Source organism: Streptosporangium sp. OZ121 (assembly GCF_051918885.1).
Classification (GTDB): Bacteria; Actinomycetota; Actinomycetes; order Streptosporangiales; family Streptosporangiaceae; genus Streptosporangium.
In genome coordinates, this window is the sequence record NZ_JBPXMC010000014.1 from 170,859 (window position 1) to 185,521 (window position 14,663).

13 protein-coding genes are annotated in these 14,663 nt (G+C 73.7%); 7 read left to right on the forward strand and 6 right to left on the reverse strand.

Annotated features, from left to right (window positions below; all coding sequences use genetic code 11):
• Nucleotides 1-15 precede the first annotated feature (15 nt).
• The 4 genes from ACTOQ1_RS24460 to plsX all read left to right on the forward strand — a co-directional run bounded on the left by ACTOQ1_RS24460 (nucleotide 16) and on the right by plsX (nucleotide 5,520).
• Entirely contained in the window at nucleotides 16-1,737 is a 1,722-nt protein-coding gene (locus tag ACTOQ1_RS24460; protein ID WP_440070349.1) for a S8 family serine peptidase, read from the forward strand.
• Between the two features lie 336 nt (nucleotides 1,738-2,073).
• Nucleotides 2,074-3,534 (forward strand): phytoene desaturase family protein, encoded by a 1,461-nt coding sequence (gene crtI / locus ACTOQ1_RS24465; protein WP_440070350.1) that lies wholly within the window; start codon nucleotides 2,074-2,076, stop codon nucleotides 3,532-3,534.
• Entirely contained in the window at nucleotides 3,531-4,430 is a 900-nt protein-coding gene (locus ACTOQ1_RS24470; RefSeq protein WP_440070351.1) for a phytoene/squalene synthase family protein, read from the forward strand. The genes crtI and ACTOQ1_RS24470 overlap by 4 nt, the downstream gene beginning before the upstream one ends.
• Before the next feature lie 118 nt (nucleotides 4,431-4,548).
• Nucleotides 4,549-5,520 carry a phosphate acyltransferase PlsX gene (gene plsX / locus ACTOQ1_RS24475; RefSeq protein ID WP_440070352.1) on the forward strand — a complete coding sequence of 324 codons (972 nt, stop codon included), beginning with the start codon at nucleotides 4,549-4,551 and terminating at the stop codon, nucleotides 5,518-5,520.
• A 108-nt stretch (nucleotides 5,521-5,628) separates the two neighbouring features.
• Here plsX and ACTOQ1_RS24480 read toward each other — a convergent pair whose 3' ends face one another.
• Entirely contained in the window at nucleotides 5,629-6,327 is a 699-nt protein-coding gene (locus ACTOQ1_RS24480; protein ID WP_440070353.1) for a spheroidene monooxygenase, read from the reverse strand.
• Between the two features lie 67 nt (nucleotides 6,328-6,394).
• Between ACTOQ1_RS24480 and ACTOQ1_RS24485 the strand changes: the two genes are divergently transcribed.
• On the forward strand, nucleotides 6,395-6,991 hold the full coding sequence (locus ACTOQ1_RS24485) for a glycerol-3-phosphate acyltransferase (RefSeq protein ID WP_440070354.1): 597 nt from the start codon (nucleotides 6,395-6,397) through the stop codon (nucleotides 6,989-6,991).
• Here ACTOQ1_RS24485 and ACTOQ1_RS24490 read toward each other — a convergent pair.
• The 3 genes from ACTOQ1_RS24490 to ACTOQ1_RS24500 are packed head-to-tail and all read right to left on the reverse strand — an operon-like array spanning nucleotide 6,942 to nucleotide 10,658.
• Nucleotides 6,942-8,201: a glycosyltransferase family 2 protein gene (locus ACTOQ1_RS24490; protein WP_440070355.1), complete on the reverse strand. Its 1,260-nt coding sequence runs from the start codon at nucleotides 8,199-8,201 to the stop codon at nucleotides 6,942-6,944. The two genes, ACTOQ1_RS24485 and ACTOQ1_RS24490, sit on opposite strands and share 50 nt — an antisense overlap.
• On the reverse strand, nucleotides 8,198-9,799 hold the full coding sequence (locus ACTOQ1_RS24495; RefSeq protein WP_440070356.1) for a phytoene desaturase family protein: 1,602 nt from the start codon (nucleotides 9,797-9,799) through the stop codon (nucleotides 8,198-8,200). Before ACTOQ1_RS24495 ends, ACTOQ1_RS24490 begins: the two co-directional genes overlap by 4 nt.
• A gap of 34 nt (nucleotides 9,800-9,833) precedes the next feature.
• Nucleotides 9,834-10,658, reverse strand: coding sequence for a carotenoid biosynthesis protein (locus ACTOQ1_RS24500; protein ID WP_440070357.1), 825 nt, complete (start codon nucleotides 10,656-10,658; stop codon nucleotides 9,834-9,836).
• 346 nt (nucleotides 10,659-11,004) lie between these two features.
• On the opposite strand from ACTOQ1_RS24500, the gene ACTOQ1_RS24505 reads away from it, so the two are divergent.
• Entirely contained in the window at nucleotides 11,005-11,592 is a 588-nt protein-coding gene (locus ACTOQ1_RS24505; protein ID WP_440070358.1) for a hypothetical protein, read from the forward strand.
• A gap of 209 nt (nucleotides 11,593-11,801) precedes the next feature.
• Here the strand turns inward: ACTOQ1_RS24505 and ACTOQ1_RS24510 are convergent, their stop codons facing one another.
• A complete protein-coding gene (locus ACTOQ1_RS24510) occupies nucleotides 11,802-12,008 on the reverse strand; it encodes a hypothetical protein (protein WP_440070359.1) in 207 nt (68 codons plus the stop codon).
• A gap of 98 nt (nucleotides 12,009-12,106) precedes the next feature.
• Entirely contained in the window at nucleotides 12,107-12,829 is a 723-nt protein-coding gene (locus tag ACTOQ1_RS24515) for a sulfotransferase family protein (RefSeq protein WP_440070360.1), read from the reverse strand.
• A gap of 259 nt (nucleotides 12,830-13,088) precedes the next feature.
• Between ACTOQ1_RS24515 and ACTOQ1_RS24520 the strand changes: the two genes are divergently transcribed.
• Nucleotides 13,089-14,648 carry a class I adenylate-forming enzyme family protein gene (locus ACTOQ1_RS24520; RefSeq protein WP_440070361.1) on the forward strand — a complete coding sequence of 520 codons (1,560 nt, stop codon included), beginning with the start codon at nucleotides 13,089-13,091 and terminating at the stop codon, nucleotides 14,646-14,648.
• Nucleotides 14,649-14,663: the final 15 nt, after the last annotated feature.

Below are 14,663 nucleotides of genomic sequence, written 5' to 3' on the forward strand. Positions count from 1 at the left end.
TATACGGAGGTATATGTGAAACGCGTCATCATCACCGCAGCTGTCGCCGCCCTTACGGCAGCCGCGCTGGTGCCCCCGGCGCAGGCCCGGCAGGTGATCGCCGAACCGGGCGCGGAAGCCGAGTACGTCGTCCTCTACACGGAAGGCGCGCGTTCCGTCGACGCCCAGCGGGCCATCAGGGCGGCGGGCGGAAGCATCCTCAAGGAGAACGCCGCGGTCGGCGTCGCCACCGTCACCACGACGAACGCCCGCTTCGCCGAGGCGGTGCGCGACGCCGCCTCGATCGACGACATCGCCCACAACCGGTCCATCGGCAGCGTGCCCACCGCCAGGCGGGGAGCCGCCGGCCTCGCCGTGCAGTCGAGGGCGGTGGAGAAGGCCGGTGACGGCGCGCCCGCCACCTCCACCTTCGGCAGGCCCGCACCCGCCGCGGAACCGCTGTCGGAGCTCCAGTGGGACATGAAGCAGATCCACGCGACCGTGGACGGCTCCTACCGTCACCAGCAGGGCGACCCGGGCGTGCTGGTCGGTGTCATCGACACCGGTGTCGACGGCTCCCACCCCGACATCGCGCCGAACTTCAACCGCGAGCTGAGCCGCAACTTCACCGTCGACATCCCCGTCGACGCCAACGGCGACGAGATCGACGGCCCGTGCGAGGCCGAGCCCGACCGCTCCTGCAACGACCCGGCGGACGTCGACGAGAACGAGCACGGCACGCACGTGGCGTCGTCGATCGCCTCGCCCGTCAACGGGCTCGGCACCTCGGGCGTGGCGCCCAAGGTCTCGATCGTGAACCTGCGGGCCGGCCAGGACTCCGGATACTTCTTCCTGCAGCCCAGCATCGACGCGCTGACCCACGCCGGTGACGTCGGCATCGACGTGGTCAACATGAGTTACTACATCGACCCGTGGCTGTTCAACTGCGTCGACAACCCGGCGGACTCCCCGGCCGACCGGCAGGAACAGGCCACGATCATCAAGGCCATGCAGCGGGCGCTCACCTACGCCCACGACAGGGGGGTGACCCTGGTGTCCGCGGCGGGCAACGGCGCCTCCGACTACACCAAGACGATCGTCGACGCCTCCAGCCCCGACTTCGCCAGCGTCCCCGGCGAGTTGCCCTACTCGCGCACGATCCCCCCGAGCTGCGTCTCCATGCCGAGCGAGGGCAAGCACGTGATCTCGGTCTCCTCGACCGGCATCAGCAAGCGCAAGTCGTACTACTCCGACTACGGCAACGGCTACGTCGACGTCTCCGCTCCGGGCGGCGACGTCTACGACACCGCCGACAACCGCCGTGACGTCACCAGGGCGACGCTGGCGGCCTATCCCCGGTCCGTGGCCGAGGCGCGCGGCCAGCTCAACCCCGACGGCACGCCCAACGTCACCAACGTGGTCCGCAGTTGCAAGGGCGACGTCTGCGCCTACTACGTGTACCTCCAGGGCACCTCGATGGCCTCCCCGCGCGCCGCCGGGGTCGCCGCGCTGATCGTGAGTAAGTACGGCCAGCGCGACCGGGCGCACGGCGGCAAGAAGCTCCACCCGGACGTCGTGGAGACGGTCCTCAAGGGCACCGCGACCAGGACGGCCTGCCCCACCCCGCCCGCCTACACCTACACCAGGCACCTGCCGGACGGCACCACGGCGACCTCGACGCACACCTGCGAGCGAGGCGCCCTGCGCAACGGCTTCTACGGCTACGGGATCGTCGACGCCCTCAGGGCGGTCCGCTGATCCGAACCCGGTGCCCGGCGTCCGCCTCTCGGCGGGCGCCGGGCCTCGCCGTTTTTACGCCTTCTTGCGCGATGGGTTGATTTACCCGCAGCCCGGTCCGGGGATGGGTCGTCAGACGCCATCGGTCGCCATCGGGTCATGGCCGTACGCCTGCCGCCGGCCAAACGCATCCGAACGCGGTCTCGCTTGCGAAGTCCTTCGTGGACGTTAAGGAGTGATGCCCATGGCCGCCGTCACGTGTGAGACCGATCGGCCCGGTAACCGGATCGACCCCCCTGCCGGGCGGGAGGCGACCTCGCCGGCCGGCCGCGGAGACTCGGCGACGAGGAGGGGCGCGTGAGCCAGGTGGTGGTGATCGGCGCCGGTCTCGGCGGGCTGGCCGCCGCGGTCCGGCTGGCCGCCGCCGGGCGGGACGTCACGATCGTGGAGGCGAACGACGTGCCGGGCGGCTGCTGCGGCACGGCCACCCTCGGCGACTACCGCTTCGACACCGGCCCCTCGGTGCTGACCATGCCGGAGGTCCTGGCCGACGTCTTCGTCGCCGCCGGGGAGGACATGCAGAGCATGCTCCCGCTGCGGCGGCTGGACCCGTACTACCGGCTGCGCTACCACGACGGCTCCCACCTGGACGTGGTGGCCGGCGAGGACGCCATGGCCGAGCAGGTGCGCGCGCTGAGCGGCGCCGCGGAGGCCGAGAGGTACCGGCGTTTCCGCGCCAGGCTCGGCGAGCTGTTCGACGCGGAGTGGCCCGCCTTCATCGACCGCGACATGACGCGGCTGCGCGACCTCGCCCGGCCGCGCGTCCTGGCCCGCATCGCGGCGCTGGGCGGCTTCCGCAGCCTGGACTCCCTCGTCAAGAGCCACCTCACCGACCACCGGCTGGTCAAGGCGCACACCTTCCAGGCCCTGTACGTGGGCCTGCCGCCCCGGCAGGCGCTCGGCATCTACGCGGTCATCGCCCACATGGACACCGTCGGGGGCGTCTTCTTCCCGCGCGAGGGCGGGATGCACGCCATCCCGCGCGCCCTGGCCGCGCTGGCCGAGAAGGCGGGCGCGCGCATCCGGTACGGCGTGCGCGCCGTCAAGGTGGAGGCCGGGCCCTCCGGCGTCCGCGGGGTCAGGCTCGACACCGGGGAGCGCCTGGCCGCGGGGAACGTCGTGGTCGCCTGCGACCTGTCCCGCGCCCACACCGGGCTGCTGCCCAAGGGCGCGGGCGACTGGCGGCTCCGCCGTCCCCGCTACTCGCCCTCCTGCCTGGTCCTGCACTTCGGCCTCGACCGGCGCCTGGCCGGGCAGGCACACCACACCCTGCACTTCGGCAGGGAGTGGGACGCCACCTTCGCCGCGCTGCGGGCCGGGCGGCCGCAGCCCGACCCGAACCTGCTGGTCACCTACCCCGAGTCCGACACCGGCGCCGCGCCGCGTGGTCACGCCACCCTCACCGTGCTGGAGCCGACGGCCAACCTGCGCGGCGGCGCCGACTGGGACCGGCTCACCCCGCGACTGGAGGACCGCCTGCTCGGCAGGCTGGCCGACCTCGGTTACGGCGACCTGTCCTCCGCGCCGAGGCTCACCCTCGACCCGCCCGCCTGGGCGCGGCTCGGCCACTCGGCGGGCACCCCGTTCGCCCTGGACCACCGCTTCACCCAGACGGCCTGGTTCCGGCCCGCGGGCGCGGCCAGGCGCGTCCCGGGGCTGCACTTCGCCGGAATGTACACCGCGCCGGGAGTGGGGGTGCCCCCGGTGCTGATCTCCGGCCGGCTCGCCGCGGAACGCGTACTGGAGACCCCCCGATGACCCTCACCGCGAGTTACGAACTGTGCCGCAGGCTCAACGCCCGCCACGGCCGCTCCTACTACCTGGCGACCCTGCTGCTGCCCGCCTGGAAGCGCCCGCACGTGCACGCCCTGTACGGCTTCGCGCGCTACGCCGACGAGATCGTGGACTCCTTCACGATGACCGGCGACAGGGCGCGGGCGCTCGACGGCCTGTCCTCCCGGCTGGCCGTCGTCCTGGCCGGCGGGAGCACCGACGACCCGGTGCTCCCCGCGTTCGCGCAGACCGTGCGTTCCTTCGGCGTCGACCACGGCGACATCGACGCGTTCCTGTACTCGATGCGGGCCGACCTGACCGTCACCCGCTACGCGACCTACGACGACCTGCTCGTCTACATGGAGGGCTCGGCCGCGGTGATCGGCACCATGATGCTGCCCGTCCTCGAACCGCTGCCCGGCATGGAGGACAAGGCCCGCGAACCGGCCCGCCAGCTGGGGCTGGCCTTCCAGCTGACCAACTTCCTGCGCGACGTCGCCGAGGACCTGGAACGCGGCCGGGTCTACCTTCCGATGGAGGACCTGGACAGGTTCGGGGTGACGGTGGCCGACCTGGGGCGCGGTGTCACCACCCCGGCCCTGCGCGAGCTGCTGGCCTTCCAGACCCGGCGGGCCAGGGACCACTACGCGCGGGCCGAGGAGGGGTTCGACATGCTGACCCCCTCCTCCCGGCCGTGCATTCGCGCGGCCTTCCAGCTGTACGGCGGCATCCTCGACCGGATCGAGGCCGCCGGCCACGACGTCCTCGGCGCGAGGGTCGTCGTGCCCCGGCGGCGGAGACTGGCGATCTTCGCGCGGCACCTGCTCGCGGCGTCCGCGGCCGACCGCGCCGAGCGCCGCCTGATCGCCGAGATCCCGTGAACCGGCCTGGTGGAGCGGTCGCGGGGGCGTCCGTCGCCGGGAGGTCCGTTGCCGGGTGGTCCGTCACGGGACCTTCCTCGGTCGCGTGGGCGTTCAACACTGTCGTCAGGAGGGCGTGATGTCGGAACCTGTGGTCGTCGACGCGATGGGCGGAGACCACGGACCGGTCGAGACGGTCGCCGGGGCGGTGGCGGCCCGGCGCGAGCTGGGGATCCCCGTGCTGCTGGTCGGCAGGGCGGCGGACATCCGGGCCGAGCTCGACCGCCACGGCGCCGTCTCCGAGGTCGGCGTGGTGCACGCCGAGGACGTGGTCCCGATGGCCGAGCGGGGCGCCGGGGCGGTCTCCTCCGCCACGACCAGCCTGACGGTCGGCTGCGATCTCGTACGGCGCGGAGCGGCGTCGGCGTTCGTGTCGGCCGGATCCACCGGCGCGGTCGTCTCGTGCGCCATCCGCGGCATCGGCCGCGCCACGGACGTCCTGCGGCCGGCCCTGGCCATCGCGCTGCCCTCGGTCACCGGCGGCGCCACCGTGCTGATCGACGCGGGAGCGACCTCCGACCCCACCCCGGAGATGATCGCCCAGTTCGCGCTGCTCGGCGTCTCCTACGCCCAGCTCGTGCTCGGCGTCGCCGACCCGTCGGTGGGCCTGCTGTCGATCGGCTCGGAACCGGGCAAGGGCAACCGGCTGACGCGCAGGGCGGGCGAGCTGCTTCCCGGCCTGCCGTTCCGCTTCCACGGCAACGTGGAGGGCCACGACGTGCTCGCGGGCACGGTCGACGTGATCGTCACCGACGGCTTCACCGGCAACGTGGTGCTCAAGAACGTCGAGGGCTCCGTACGGGCCGCGCTGACGCTGGTGGCGCGGTCCGGTGTCGCCGGGGCCGAGGAGCTGCGGGAGGTGGCCCGCCGCTACGACCCCGAGACCCACGGCGGGGCGGCGCTGCTCGGGCTGAGCGGCACCGTCGTGGTCGCGCACGGCTCCTCGCGGGCGGCGACGATCGCACGCGCCTGCGCGGTGGCGCACGACCTCGCCGAGGGCGGGGTCGTCACCCGCTTCGGGGACCACCTCGCCGCGGAACCCGCCCGTTGAGCGGGAACGGGCGGCAGGGCGGTCTCGCGTTGCCCCTCGCGGTGCTCGTACCTCGTCATGGAACGCGTCCACCGGACGGGGGCGGGACGCCGGGCGGGGCGGGCCGGGTCAGGCCAGCGGGTCGGCGCCGTCCCAGGTGCCCTCGCTGGCGTAGGGGGAGAACCGGGCGAACAGCTCCTCGGAGTACCAGTCCTCCGCGCGCGTCCTGCCGATCACCCGCCGGTGCTCCCGCCCCCGGTGCGCGAAGTCCCGCACCGCGGCGGCGTCGCGCCACAGCGAGAACGTGCCCTGCCTGGCCAGCGGCCACTCGCCGACGCCGACCGAGGCCAGGCAGCCGTCCTGCTCCGCCAGGAGGCGGTCCACCCCGGGGACCGAGCGGTAGAACGCCACCAGGCGGGCGGGCCGGATCGACGCGCGGGTCAGCACGGCGACGGGGCCGCCGGGATCACCGGGATCGGGTCCCCGCGCGCCCTCGGGAAGAAGGCCGGACGGTCTCGCGGGGAGAGGAGCGGACGGGCTCGCCGAGAGCGGCCCGGACGGGCTCGCCGGGAGAGAACCGAACGGGTCCACCCCGTTCCAGCGGCCACGCGAGGCGAGGGGGGCCAGCCGCACCTGCCAGGACTCCCGAGCCTCGCTTCGCCAGCGCTCCGCCACCGGGGAGTCGCTCAGGAAGCGGTCCAGGTCCCGCTCGTCGCGCCACACCGCCAGCAGGGCCCAGCGGCGCAGGTCAGCGCCCACGCTCATCGAGGCCCCGCGGCCGGAGCCGAGCAGTCGCCAGAACGTCAGCCCCGGCGTCCGACCCAGCACCGGCCGGTCGTACGCCATATACCGCATAGCCCCCATATCCGCATATTTCGTGAGATGGAAGGAAGCGATGGTTCCCCTGCTCGTCTCGGTCATCGGCGGCTACCTTCTCGGGTCCGTGCCGGTCGCCGTGCTGGTCGCCCGCGCGCACGGGTTCGACCCCCGCGAGGTCGGCGACCGCAACCCCGGCTTCTGGAACGTCAGGCAGCGGCTCGGCTGGCGGGCCGCCGTGCCGGTCTTCGCGGGTGACACGCTCAAGGGCACGCTCGCGGGCCTGCTCGGACTGTGGGCCGGCGGCACGCACCTCACCTGGCCCGGCGGGGTGAGCGGAGACAGCGTGCTGCCGGTGTATCTGGCGGTGGCCGCCGCCATGGCCGGGCACGCCTGGCCGGTCTTCGCCGGATTCGCGGGCGGCCGGTCGATCCTCGCCTTCGTCGGCGGCTTCGCCGTCATCTGCCCACCGGGTTTCCTGCTCGGGGTGGCCGCCCTGGTCGCGGTCGCCGTGGTGACGCGGTCCTTCGCGATCGGGGCGCGCGTCGGCGTCTTCGGCATCCCGCTGTTCCAGCTGCTCTTCGCGCCGGTCGTGTACGTGGCCGGGACGGGCCTGCTGATGTGCCTCATCGGGCTGCGCTTCGGCCAGGCGGCGCGGACCGGCCGCCCGTCGTGACCGGTGCCGTGTCCGGTCCCGGCCGCGCGTCCGGTCCCGGCCGGTCGTCCGTCGCGGCCCCGCCGGAGCGGGTGCCCGTCGTGCCCCGGCCTGACCGCGCGCCCGTCATGCGAGGGCCGGGGCGGGAGACCATCGTGGCGGCGGGGTAGACGCGGCCCCGCCAGTTGCGCACCGGGCGGAGGGTGGCCTGCGTCAGCCGCAGGGCCGCCAGCGGGTCAAGCAGCGGGGAGAGCAGCACGCCCGGCCCCGGCCGCGTGTAGCTGCCGCGCAGCGCGCCGGCCAGCAGCAGCCGCACGGCCAGCAGTCCCAGGTCGAGGCGGGTGGGACGGCCGGCCACCAGTCGCAGCACGGGCAGCGCGGCGGCCAGCCAGACCACGGCCAGGTCGGCGGCCTGCCAGCCCGGCGCGGTGGCGTCGCGCAGCGACAGCGACCGCCCCCACTCCCGCCACACCTCGGCGGCCGAGTCGTGCATGTCGACCTCCAGCAGGCCCCCGGCGTCCAGGAACCCCACCGCCCAGCCGTCCGCCGCCAGGGCCCTGGCCAGCGCCACGTCGTCGGCCATGTTCCCGCGTACCCGCGCGAACCCGCGGGCGTCCAGCATCGCCGTGCGGCGGAAGGCCGTGCACTGGCCGTTGGCCATCGCCCGGTGCGGGGCCGGGGGAGTGGCCGGCCCGATCGGGCCGAAGCGGTAGACCAGCGTCGCCAGGAACGAGGCGTGCAGCGCCTGCTCGACCGCCCCGTCGCACACGAACCGGGGTCCCGCGCTCACCAGGTCGTATTCCCCCAGGGCCGCCACGAGCGCGCCGAACAGCCCCGGCGCGGGCCGGGCGTCCGCGTCCAGGGTCACCACGACGTCACCCCCCGCCGCCTCGACGCCCTGCCGCAGCGCCCACTGCTTGCCCACCCAGCCGCCGGGGAGCGGCGCCCCCGTGACGACCTTCGCGCCGAGCCCGGCCGCCAGCCGTGCCGTGCCGTCGCGCGACTCGTCGTCGACGACGATGACCTCCGCGACGTCCGGATCGGCGAGCACCGCCGACAGGCACGGGCCCAGGCGGGCCTCCTCGTCGCGGGCGGGGATCACCACGGACACGCGCGGCGACGCCGTCCGTACGGGGGCCAGCGCGGGCCGGCGACGCCGCCCCCGGGCCAGCCGCACCACCACGGCCAGCGCGGCGGCGGCCTGCAGCGCGGTCAGGAGCCTCATCGTCATGCCTCTCCGGCCTCTCCGGCCTCTCCGGCCTCTCCGGCCTCTCCGGCCTCTCCGGCCTCTCCGGCCTCTCCGGCCTCTCCGGCCTCTCCGGCCTCTCCGGCCTCTCCGGCCTCTCCGGCCGGGACGGCTCCGGTCCCGCGGCCCCGGCCGCCCGCCGCGCGGGGGGAACCGGCGGGGAAGTCCTCCCGTACGAGCGAGGCGACGATGCGGGCGCCCATCGCGACCAGCGGCAGCCCGCCACCGGGATGCGCGGAACCGCCCACCAGGTACAGGCCGTGCCGGGGGCCCCGGTTGCCGGGGCGGCGGAAGGGCGCGAGCCTGCCCGAGTAGGCGCCGCCGTAGATCGAGCCGCCCCACGCGCCGTACCGGTCGCGCAGGTCGGCGGGGGTGAACAGGTCCACGAAGCGCAGCCGCCCCGACAGGTCGTACCCTCTGGAGGCCAGGCGGTCGAGCACCAGGTCGCGGTACGCCTCCGGGGACATCGGCCACCGGCCGGGGTCGCGGGACGGGACGTTGACCAGCATGACCCAGTTCTCCGTGCCCGGTGGGGCCTGCGACGGGTCGTCCACGACCGAGCAGCCGATGTAGACGGTCGGGTCCTCCGGAGGCCTGCGCCGCCGGAAGATGTCGCCGAACTCCCGCTCGTAGTCGCCGGAGAAGACGATCGAGTGGTGGCCCAGCCCCTCGGTCCTGCCCTCCACCCCGGCCAGCAGCAGGAACGCCGAGGAGGAGGTGCCGAGCCCGGCGATGCGCCGCAGCCGCCGCCGGTCGGGCAGCAGCCGCCCGTACAGCGCCGCCGCGTCGGTGTTGGCGACCACGACGTCGGCGCGCTCGCGCTCCCCCGAGGCGAGCCGCACCCCGTTGACCCGCTCGGTGTCGGCGAGCACCTGGGCCACCTCCGCGCCCAGGACGACCTCCACCCCCGCCTTCTCCAGCATCAGGGCCAGGGCGTCGGCGATGCGGGGCAACCCTCCGGGGACGTACCAGCCGCCCTCGCCGTGCTCGATCGCCGGGACGCACCCCAGCGCGGCCGGGGCGCGGTACGGGCTGGAGCCCGCGTAGGTGGCGTAGCGGCCGACGTACTGGCGCAGGCGCGGGTCGGTGAAGAAGCGGCGGGCCAGCCCGTCGAGGGTCCGGCCCGGCGCCACCGCCAGCAGGTCCGACATGCGGGCCTCGGCGGGCGGACGGGTGAGCGGGCCGGTGAAGAAGGTGCGGCGCGACGCGTCGAAACAGTCCCGCGCCCAGTCGAGGAAGGCCAGCCAGGCGCGGCCCTCGCCGGGGGCGAGCCGGTCGACCTCGGCGGCCGTCCGCGCCGGGTCGCGGTACGCCGCCAGCGTCGAGCCGTCCGCGAAGCGGTAGCGGCACAGCTCGTCGAGTTCCACCAGGTCGAGCTCCAGCCCGAGGTCGGTGAAGACGGCGGGCAGGGTCAGCAGGGAGGGGCCGACGGAGAAGGTGAAGCCGTCCCTGGTGTGCTCGGCGAGTTTGCCGCCCAGCCGGGGGAGCCGCTCGTACAGGCGCACCCGGTGCCCCTGCCGGGCCAGCAACAGCGCGGAGACCATGCCCCCGACGCCGCCGCCTATCACCGTTACCTCGGGCATCCGTGTTTCCTTCCGATGGGTGCGGCCGTCGACGTCACGCCGGGCCCGCCTCGGGAAGCGGCCGTCTCCGGCGTCCGCGCCGCCAGGCGAGCAGGGTGAACAGTCCCATCGAGAGCCCTCCGGCCATGGCCACCAGCGGGTCCGGCGGGACGAAGACGGCCGCGAAGCCGATGGTCTCCATGACCGCCATCACCGTGTAGATCGACACCAGCCCGGCGCTCCACGCGGCGGGCTCGGCCAGTACGCGTTCCAGCAGGGTCATCACCAGCAGGGAGACGACGAGCCAGCCCGCGAAGTTGCTGAGGGGAACGTCCCGGTAGGGGCCGGGCTCGTGCCAGACCCACAGTCCCAGCCGGATCATCTGCGGGTCCAGGAACAGGTCCCAGGCGGTGAGGGCCAGCGCCCCCGTGACGATCCGCGCCGCCCGGGACCCCGGCGCGGCGGCGGCGGCCACCGCGTGGGCCGCCAGCCCCATGCCGCCCCACGCCAGCGCCACGATCACCGGCACCCCTCCGGGCGCGGGCCACAGCACGCCGGTGTAGTGGTAGTCGCCGAACGGCAGGCCCGTCCTGATCCCGACCCACTCGGCGGCGTACCCGGTCGCGACCACGGCCGCGAACGCCGGGACGGCCCTGGCGGGGGAGTGGGTCGCGCAGGCGAAGGCCAGCGCGCCCGCCGCCAGCAGCAGGACGACCACGCTGGTCAGCACTATCGGCCGGGGCTGCAGCCCCGAGGCGACCTGCGCGACGACCATCGCGGCCAGCAGCACCGCGCCGAGCACGCTCGCCACGCGTGCTCGCGGTCTCACCGGCGAAGGCGGCTCCCGCACCGCCCCGTGCCCGGGCCGTCCGCTGCTCATCTGATGACTGTGCCCCATGGACGGTCATTCGATCGGCCGGGTGCGGTCAGATTCACTTTGAGGTCACGATCTTTCACTTCGAGGTGACGATCTCCGGCGAGTGCGAGTGCGAGTGCGAGTGCGAGTGCGAGTGCGAGTGCGAGTGCGGTGTGGACGGTGTTCCCCGGTCCTCATGTCGGCAGGGTTTCTCCGCCTTCGCCCCGACAGGCTGTCCTGGTCTCGTCCCGGGCGCCCGCACATCGTGACGTGTAATCACCCTGCAAGGACCGTGCATGCCCGGTGCCGTACAAACCTCTCACCACCTCGGGCACCCACCTCCCGCGCCCGGTTGAAAGGACGACCCAGCATGCGCACGACACACTCCACGGCCTCCGAGTGGACGGACCACGAGACGTTCCGTGGCCCCGGGCGGGGGACGGCGGGGATGGTGCACGGTTTCGGCTCGTGGGCGTGGGTCCTCGCCGCGGCCCCGATCGCGCTGGCGCTGGCGCTGATGGTGGCGTTCTCCGTGGGGAACGCCGCGAACGCGCCCGAGCAGACCGTCTATCCCGGGATCCGCAGCCTCTCCGTGGACACCGACCACGGGAACGTGGAGATCGTCGGCACCGACGTCACCGACGTCCGCGTGACGCGACGCCACCACGGGGACGCTCCGCGCGGCGAGTCGTCAGGAGGCGGGTCCCTCGCCGTCGGCCTCCTGTGCGACGAGGGGTCCGTCTGCACGACGATCCGCGACACCCCGCGGGACCGTACCGACTACGCCTTCGTCGTCCCGGCCGGCATCGACGTCACCGTCCGCAGCCGCAACGGCGACGTCGTCCTGCGCGGGCTCACCGGGAAGGTCGTCACCCGCCCGGGCAACGGCTCGATCACCCGCCAGGACGGTCAGGACGCCCAGGGCGCACAGGATGCCCAGGGCGGCCAGAACGACTAGGGCGTGGCCACGAGGTCTCCGGATGTGAGGTTCTTCTTCGTCGATGAACCCTCCATCGGAGACCTCTTCGCCTACCCGGCTGCGACACGCCGTTGATCGACTTTGAGACAGGCTCCAGGTGCTGCTGTGCGGCCGCCTCGCAGCCCCGCACAGCAGGCGGCGCCGGGAAGGCGGCGGCCAGAGGAGAGGTTCGGGGCACGGGCGTCACGTCACTCATTCCTTCGGTGCCCTTCCGCGGTCAGCGTTTCCGCCTTGACGTAGTCGGAAAATCCGGTGGCGTCTCCCTTTCCCGCCCGCCTGATCGCCTGGGCCAGTTCCTTCCACCGGGCGTTGTCCTCACCGGGCGTGACGATGTCGGGTACGGCGGCCACGGTGATGTCGAAGCCGCTGTGGGCGACTCCCTTCTCGGCGAGCACAGGAGAGCGGTCCGCCGGTCGGCCGCCCGCGCACCCGCCCTGCCGCGGTGGCCGCCGACAAGGCCTACTCCTCCCGGTCCGGCGGGGGAGCCGTAGGCTCAGCGCCCGAGGAGTATCAGGCGCAGCTGCCTGCCGAATCTTCCGCGCCGGAACGCCGCGCGTTCGTTGACCCGGGGAAAGGGCTCGGCCGGGACGGGGACCGCGAGGAACTCGCACAGGGGCGCCCATCCCTCCCGGATGTCGAAGACCAGCAGCCGGTCGGGCGGGATCGTGGCCCTCACCTCGGCGACGTGCCGTTCGAAGACCTCGACGGCGTACGCGCGGTCACCGACGCGGCCGTCGAAGACACGGTCGACGATGGTCGCTCTGGCCATGCGCGGGTAGAGGGCGAAGTCCGGGGCCCGGCGGGCCACCAGCCACCTGACCACCCGGCGGTGCGGTGGCGGCGGCCCTTTCGCCAGGGCGCCCGCGAAGACGGTGGCGCCGACGCTGTCGTACCACCGTTGCGGGTCGCGGACGGTGAGGATGACCTTCGCGTCGGGATGGTGCCCGGCCAGTTCCCGCCAGTAGGCGGCGGCGGGCCAGTCCAGCGTCGCCTGGAAGCCGGTGAACACCTCGTCCCAGTCGGGGGTGCGGCCCTCCCCGATGTCGAGCCACTGGCGGATCCGGTGTGGCTCCTCGATGACCACGGACATGTGGTAGCAGGGGCCCTGACCCAGCATTTCCAGCGCCGCCTTCAGCGCCGCCGTGCCCGTCCGGCCGAAGCCCGCGCCGATCACCTTCACGTCGTGCTCCCCTCGGTGTTCCGGTGGTACCTCCATGGTCGCTCTCCGGAGCCCGGATGGCCTTCCCGCGGTCGTCCCCATCCCGGGCGGGAGCTCTGATGATTCTCTGATCTGCGCTGTCTAGCTTCGTGGTGAGCGACATACCGGTTATACGACGGCACCCCGCTTCAGACGAGTCCAGAAGCCCGCCGCAGGGACCCGGAAACGCCTCGGAAGAGACCAGGAAAAGACCCCCGAAGAGATCCGGAACCGCGAAGACGCCGCGCCGACCCGCGTGAAACCAGAGGAGCCGACCATGAGTGGTCCCGCCGAACCGCCGTTCCCGCATCCCCTCATCGAGGCGCTGCGGAGCTCGCCCGGTGACCCGGCCTTCGAGCAGGGGGGCAGGATCGTCTCGCGAGGTGAGCTACTGGAGACGATCCGGCGGCTGGCGGGGGCGATGCGCGATGCCGGGCTGGGACCCGGCCGGGCCGTCGCCGTCCGCACGGCCGTCTCCCCCGAGGCGTTCGCCGCCCACATGGCCGCCCACGCGCTGGGCTGCCGGGTCGTGGGCGTCCGGCCCGGCTACCCGGAGGGGCACCTCGCCCACGTGCTCGGCATGGGGATCGACGCCCTCCTCGTCGACCGGTCCACCGTGACGCCGGAACTGCTCCGGGCCGCCGGGCCCGTCACACTGCTGTCGCTCGGGCCGTGTCCCTCGCCGATGCCGGTGTCGGCGATCGACCTGCTCGCCCACACCGGCGAGGGGAGGCCCCTCGTCCTCGCGGCCCGCCCGGACGACGTGGCCGCCCTGACCTTCACCAGCGGCAGCACCGGCCGCCCCAAGGGCTGCGCGATCACCTACCGCGCGCTCGGCGAGCACTGGTCGTGGCAGCCCCGCCTGTGGTCCCCGATCGCGGACGAGCTCGCCGCGGGCTTCGGACGCTACATGCTGTTCGGCACCCTGGCCAGCATGGTGGTCATAGAGTTCCTGGGATTGTGCCTGCTGGGCGGCGGCACCGCGGTGATCCCCGAGGACGACGGGCGGCCCCTGTTCCCGTACGCGATCGAACGTCACCGGATCACCGGCTCCATCGTGACCGTGCCGCGATTGTGCCAGATGCTCGACCTGCTCAGAAACGAGCCGGTCGACGTCGGCTGCCTGCGCGCGCTGATGGTCTCCGGGTCGCCGATCGGCCCGGGGCGTCTGGCGGAGGCCGTGGACCGGCTCGGTCCCGTGGTCTACCAGGGGTACGGGCAGACCGAGGCGGGCCTGATCTCGGTGCTCACCCCCCGGGACATCGCCGAATGCCCGGATCGCGTCCTGTCCTCGGTGGGGCGGCCGATCCCGGGCGTCGAGATCAGCGTGCGCGACGAGGAGGGCCGCGAGGCGGCCCCGGAGGACACCGGTGAGATCCACGTGCGCAGCCCGTACCTGATGTCGGGTTACTGGGGGGATCCGGAGGAGACCCGCGACACCCTGCGGGACGGCCGGTTGCGCACCCGGGACCTCGGCCACCTGGACAAGGAGGGTTTCCTGCACCTCGTCGGCCGGACCCGCGACGTGATCATCGTCAACGCGATAGTGGTGTACGCGGGGGCCGTCGAGCGGGTGCTGAGCGGCCATCCCGACGTCGCCGAGGCGTACGTGGCCGGGGCCCCGGACGAGCTGACCGGAGAGGCCGTCCACGCGTTCGTCGTACCGGCCGAGGGCGCGGTGCCGGACTGCGACGCGCTGGCCGCGCTGGTGGGCGACGAACTCGGTGAGGGCAGCGTCCCCTGGACGATCACGGTGCTGCCCTCCGTCCCGGTCGCCGCGAGCGGCAAGCCCGACAAGCGCGCGCTGCTGGACCTGCTCGACCAGCGGGCTCTCTGATCGTTCTCTGAGAAT

Excerpts from the sequence above, each read along its gene's own strand:
- ACTOQ1_RS24470 (WP_440070351.1), top strand. The coding sequence starts at position 3,531 with ATGACCCTCACCGCGAGTTACGAACTGTGCCGCAGGCTCAACGCCCGC.
- plsX (WP_440070352.1), top strand. The coding sequence starts at position 4,549 with ATGTCGGAACCTGTGGTCGTCGACGCGATGGGCGGAGACCACGGACCG.
- ACTOQ1_RS24485 (WP_440070354.1), top strand. The coding sequence starts at position 6,395 with ATGGTTCCCCTGCTCGTCTCGGTCATCGGCGGCTACCTTCTCGGGTCC.
- ACTOQ1_RS24490 (WP_440070355.1), bottom strand. The coding sequence starts at position 8,201 with ATGACGATGAGGCTCCTGACCGCGCTGCAGGCCGCCGCCGCGCTGGCC.
- ACTOQ1_RS24495 (WP_440070356.1), bottom strand. The coding sequence starts at position 9,799 with ATGCCCGAGGTAACGGTGATAGGCGGCGGCGTCGGGGGCATGGTCTCC.
- ACTOQ1_RS24500 (WP_440070357.1), bottom strand. The coding sequence starts at position 10,658 with ATGAGCAGCGGACGGCCCGGGCACGGGGCGGTGCGGGAGCCGCCTTCG.
- ACTOQ1_RS24505 (WP_440070358.1), top strand. The coding sequence starts at position 11,005 with ATGCGCACGACACACTCCACGGCCTCCGAGTGGACGGACCACGAGACG.
- ACTOQ1_RS24515 (WP_440070360.1), bottom strand. The coding sequence starts at position 12,829 with ATGGAGGTACCACCGGAACACCGAGGGGAGCACGACGTGAAGGTGATC.
- ACTOQ1_RS24520 (WP_440070361.1), top strand. The coding sequence starts at position 13,089 with ATGAGTGGTCCCGCCGAACCGCCGTTCCCGCATCCCCTCATCGAGGCG.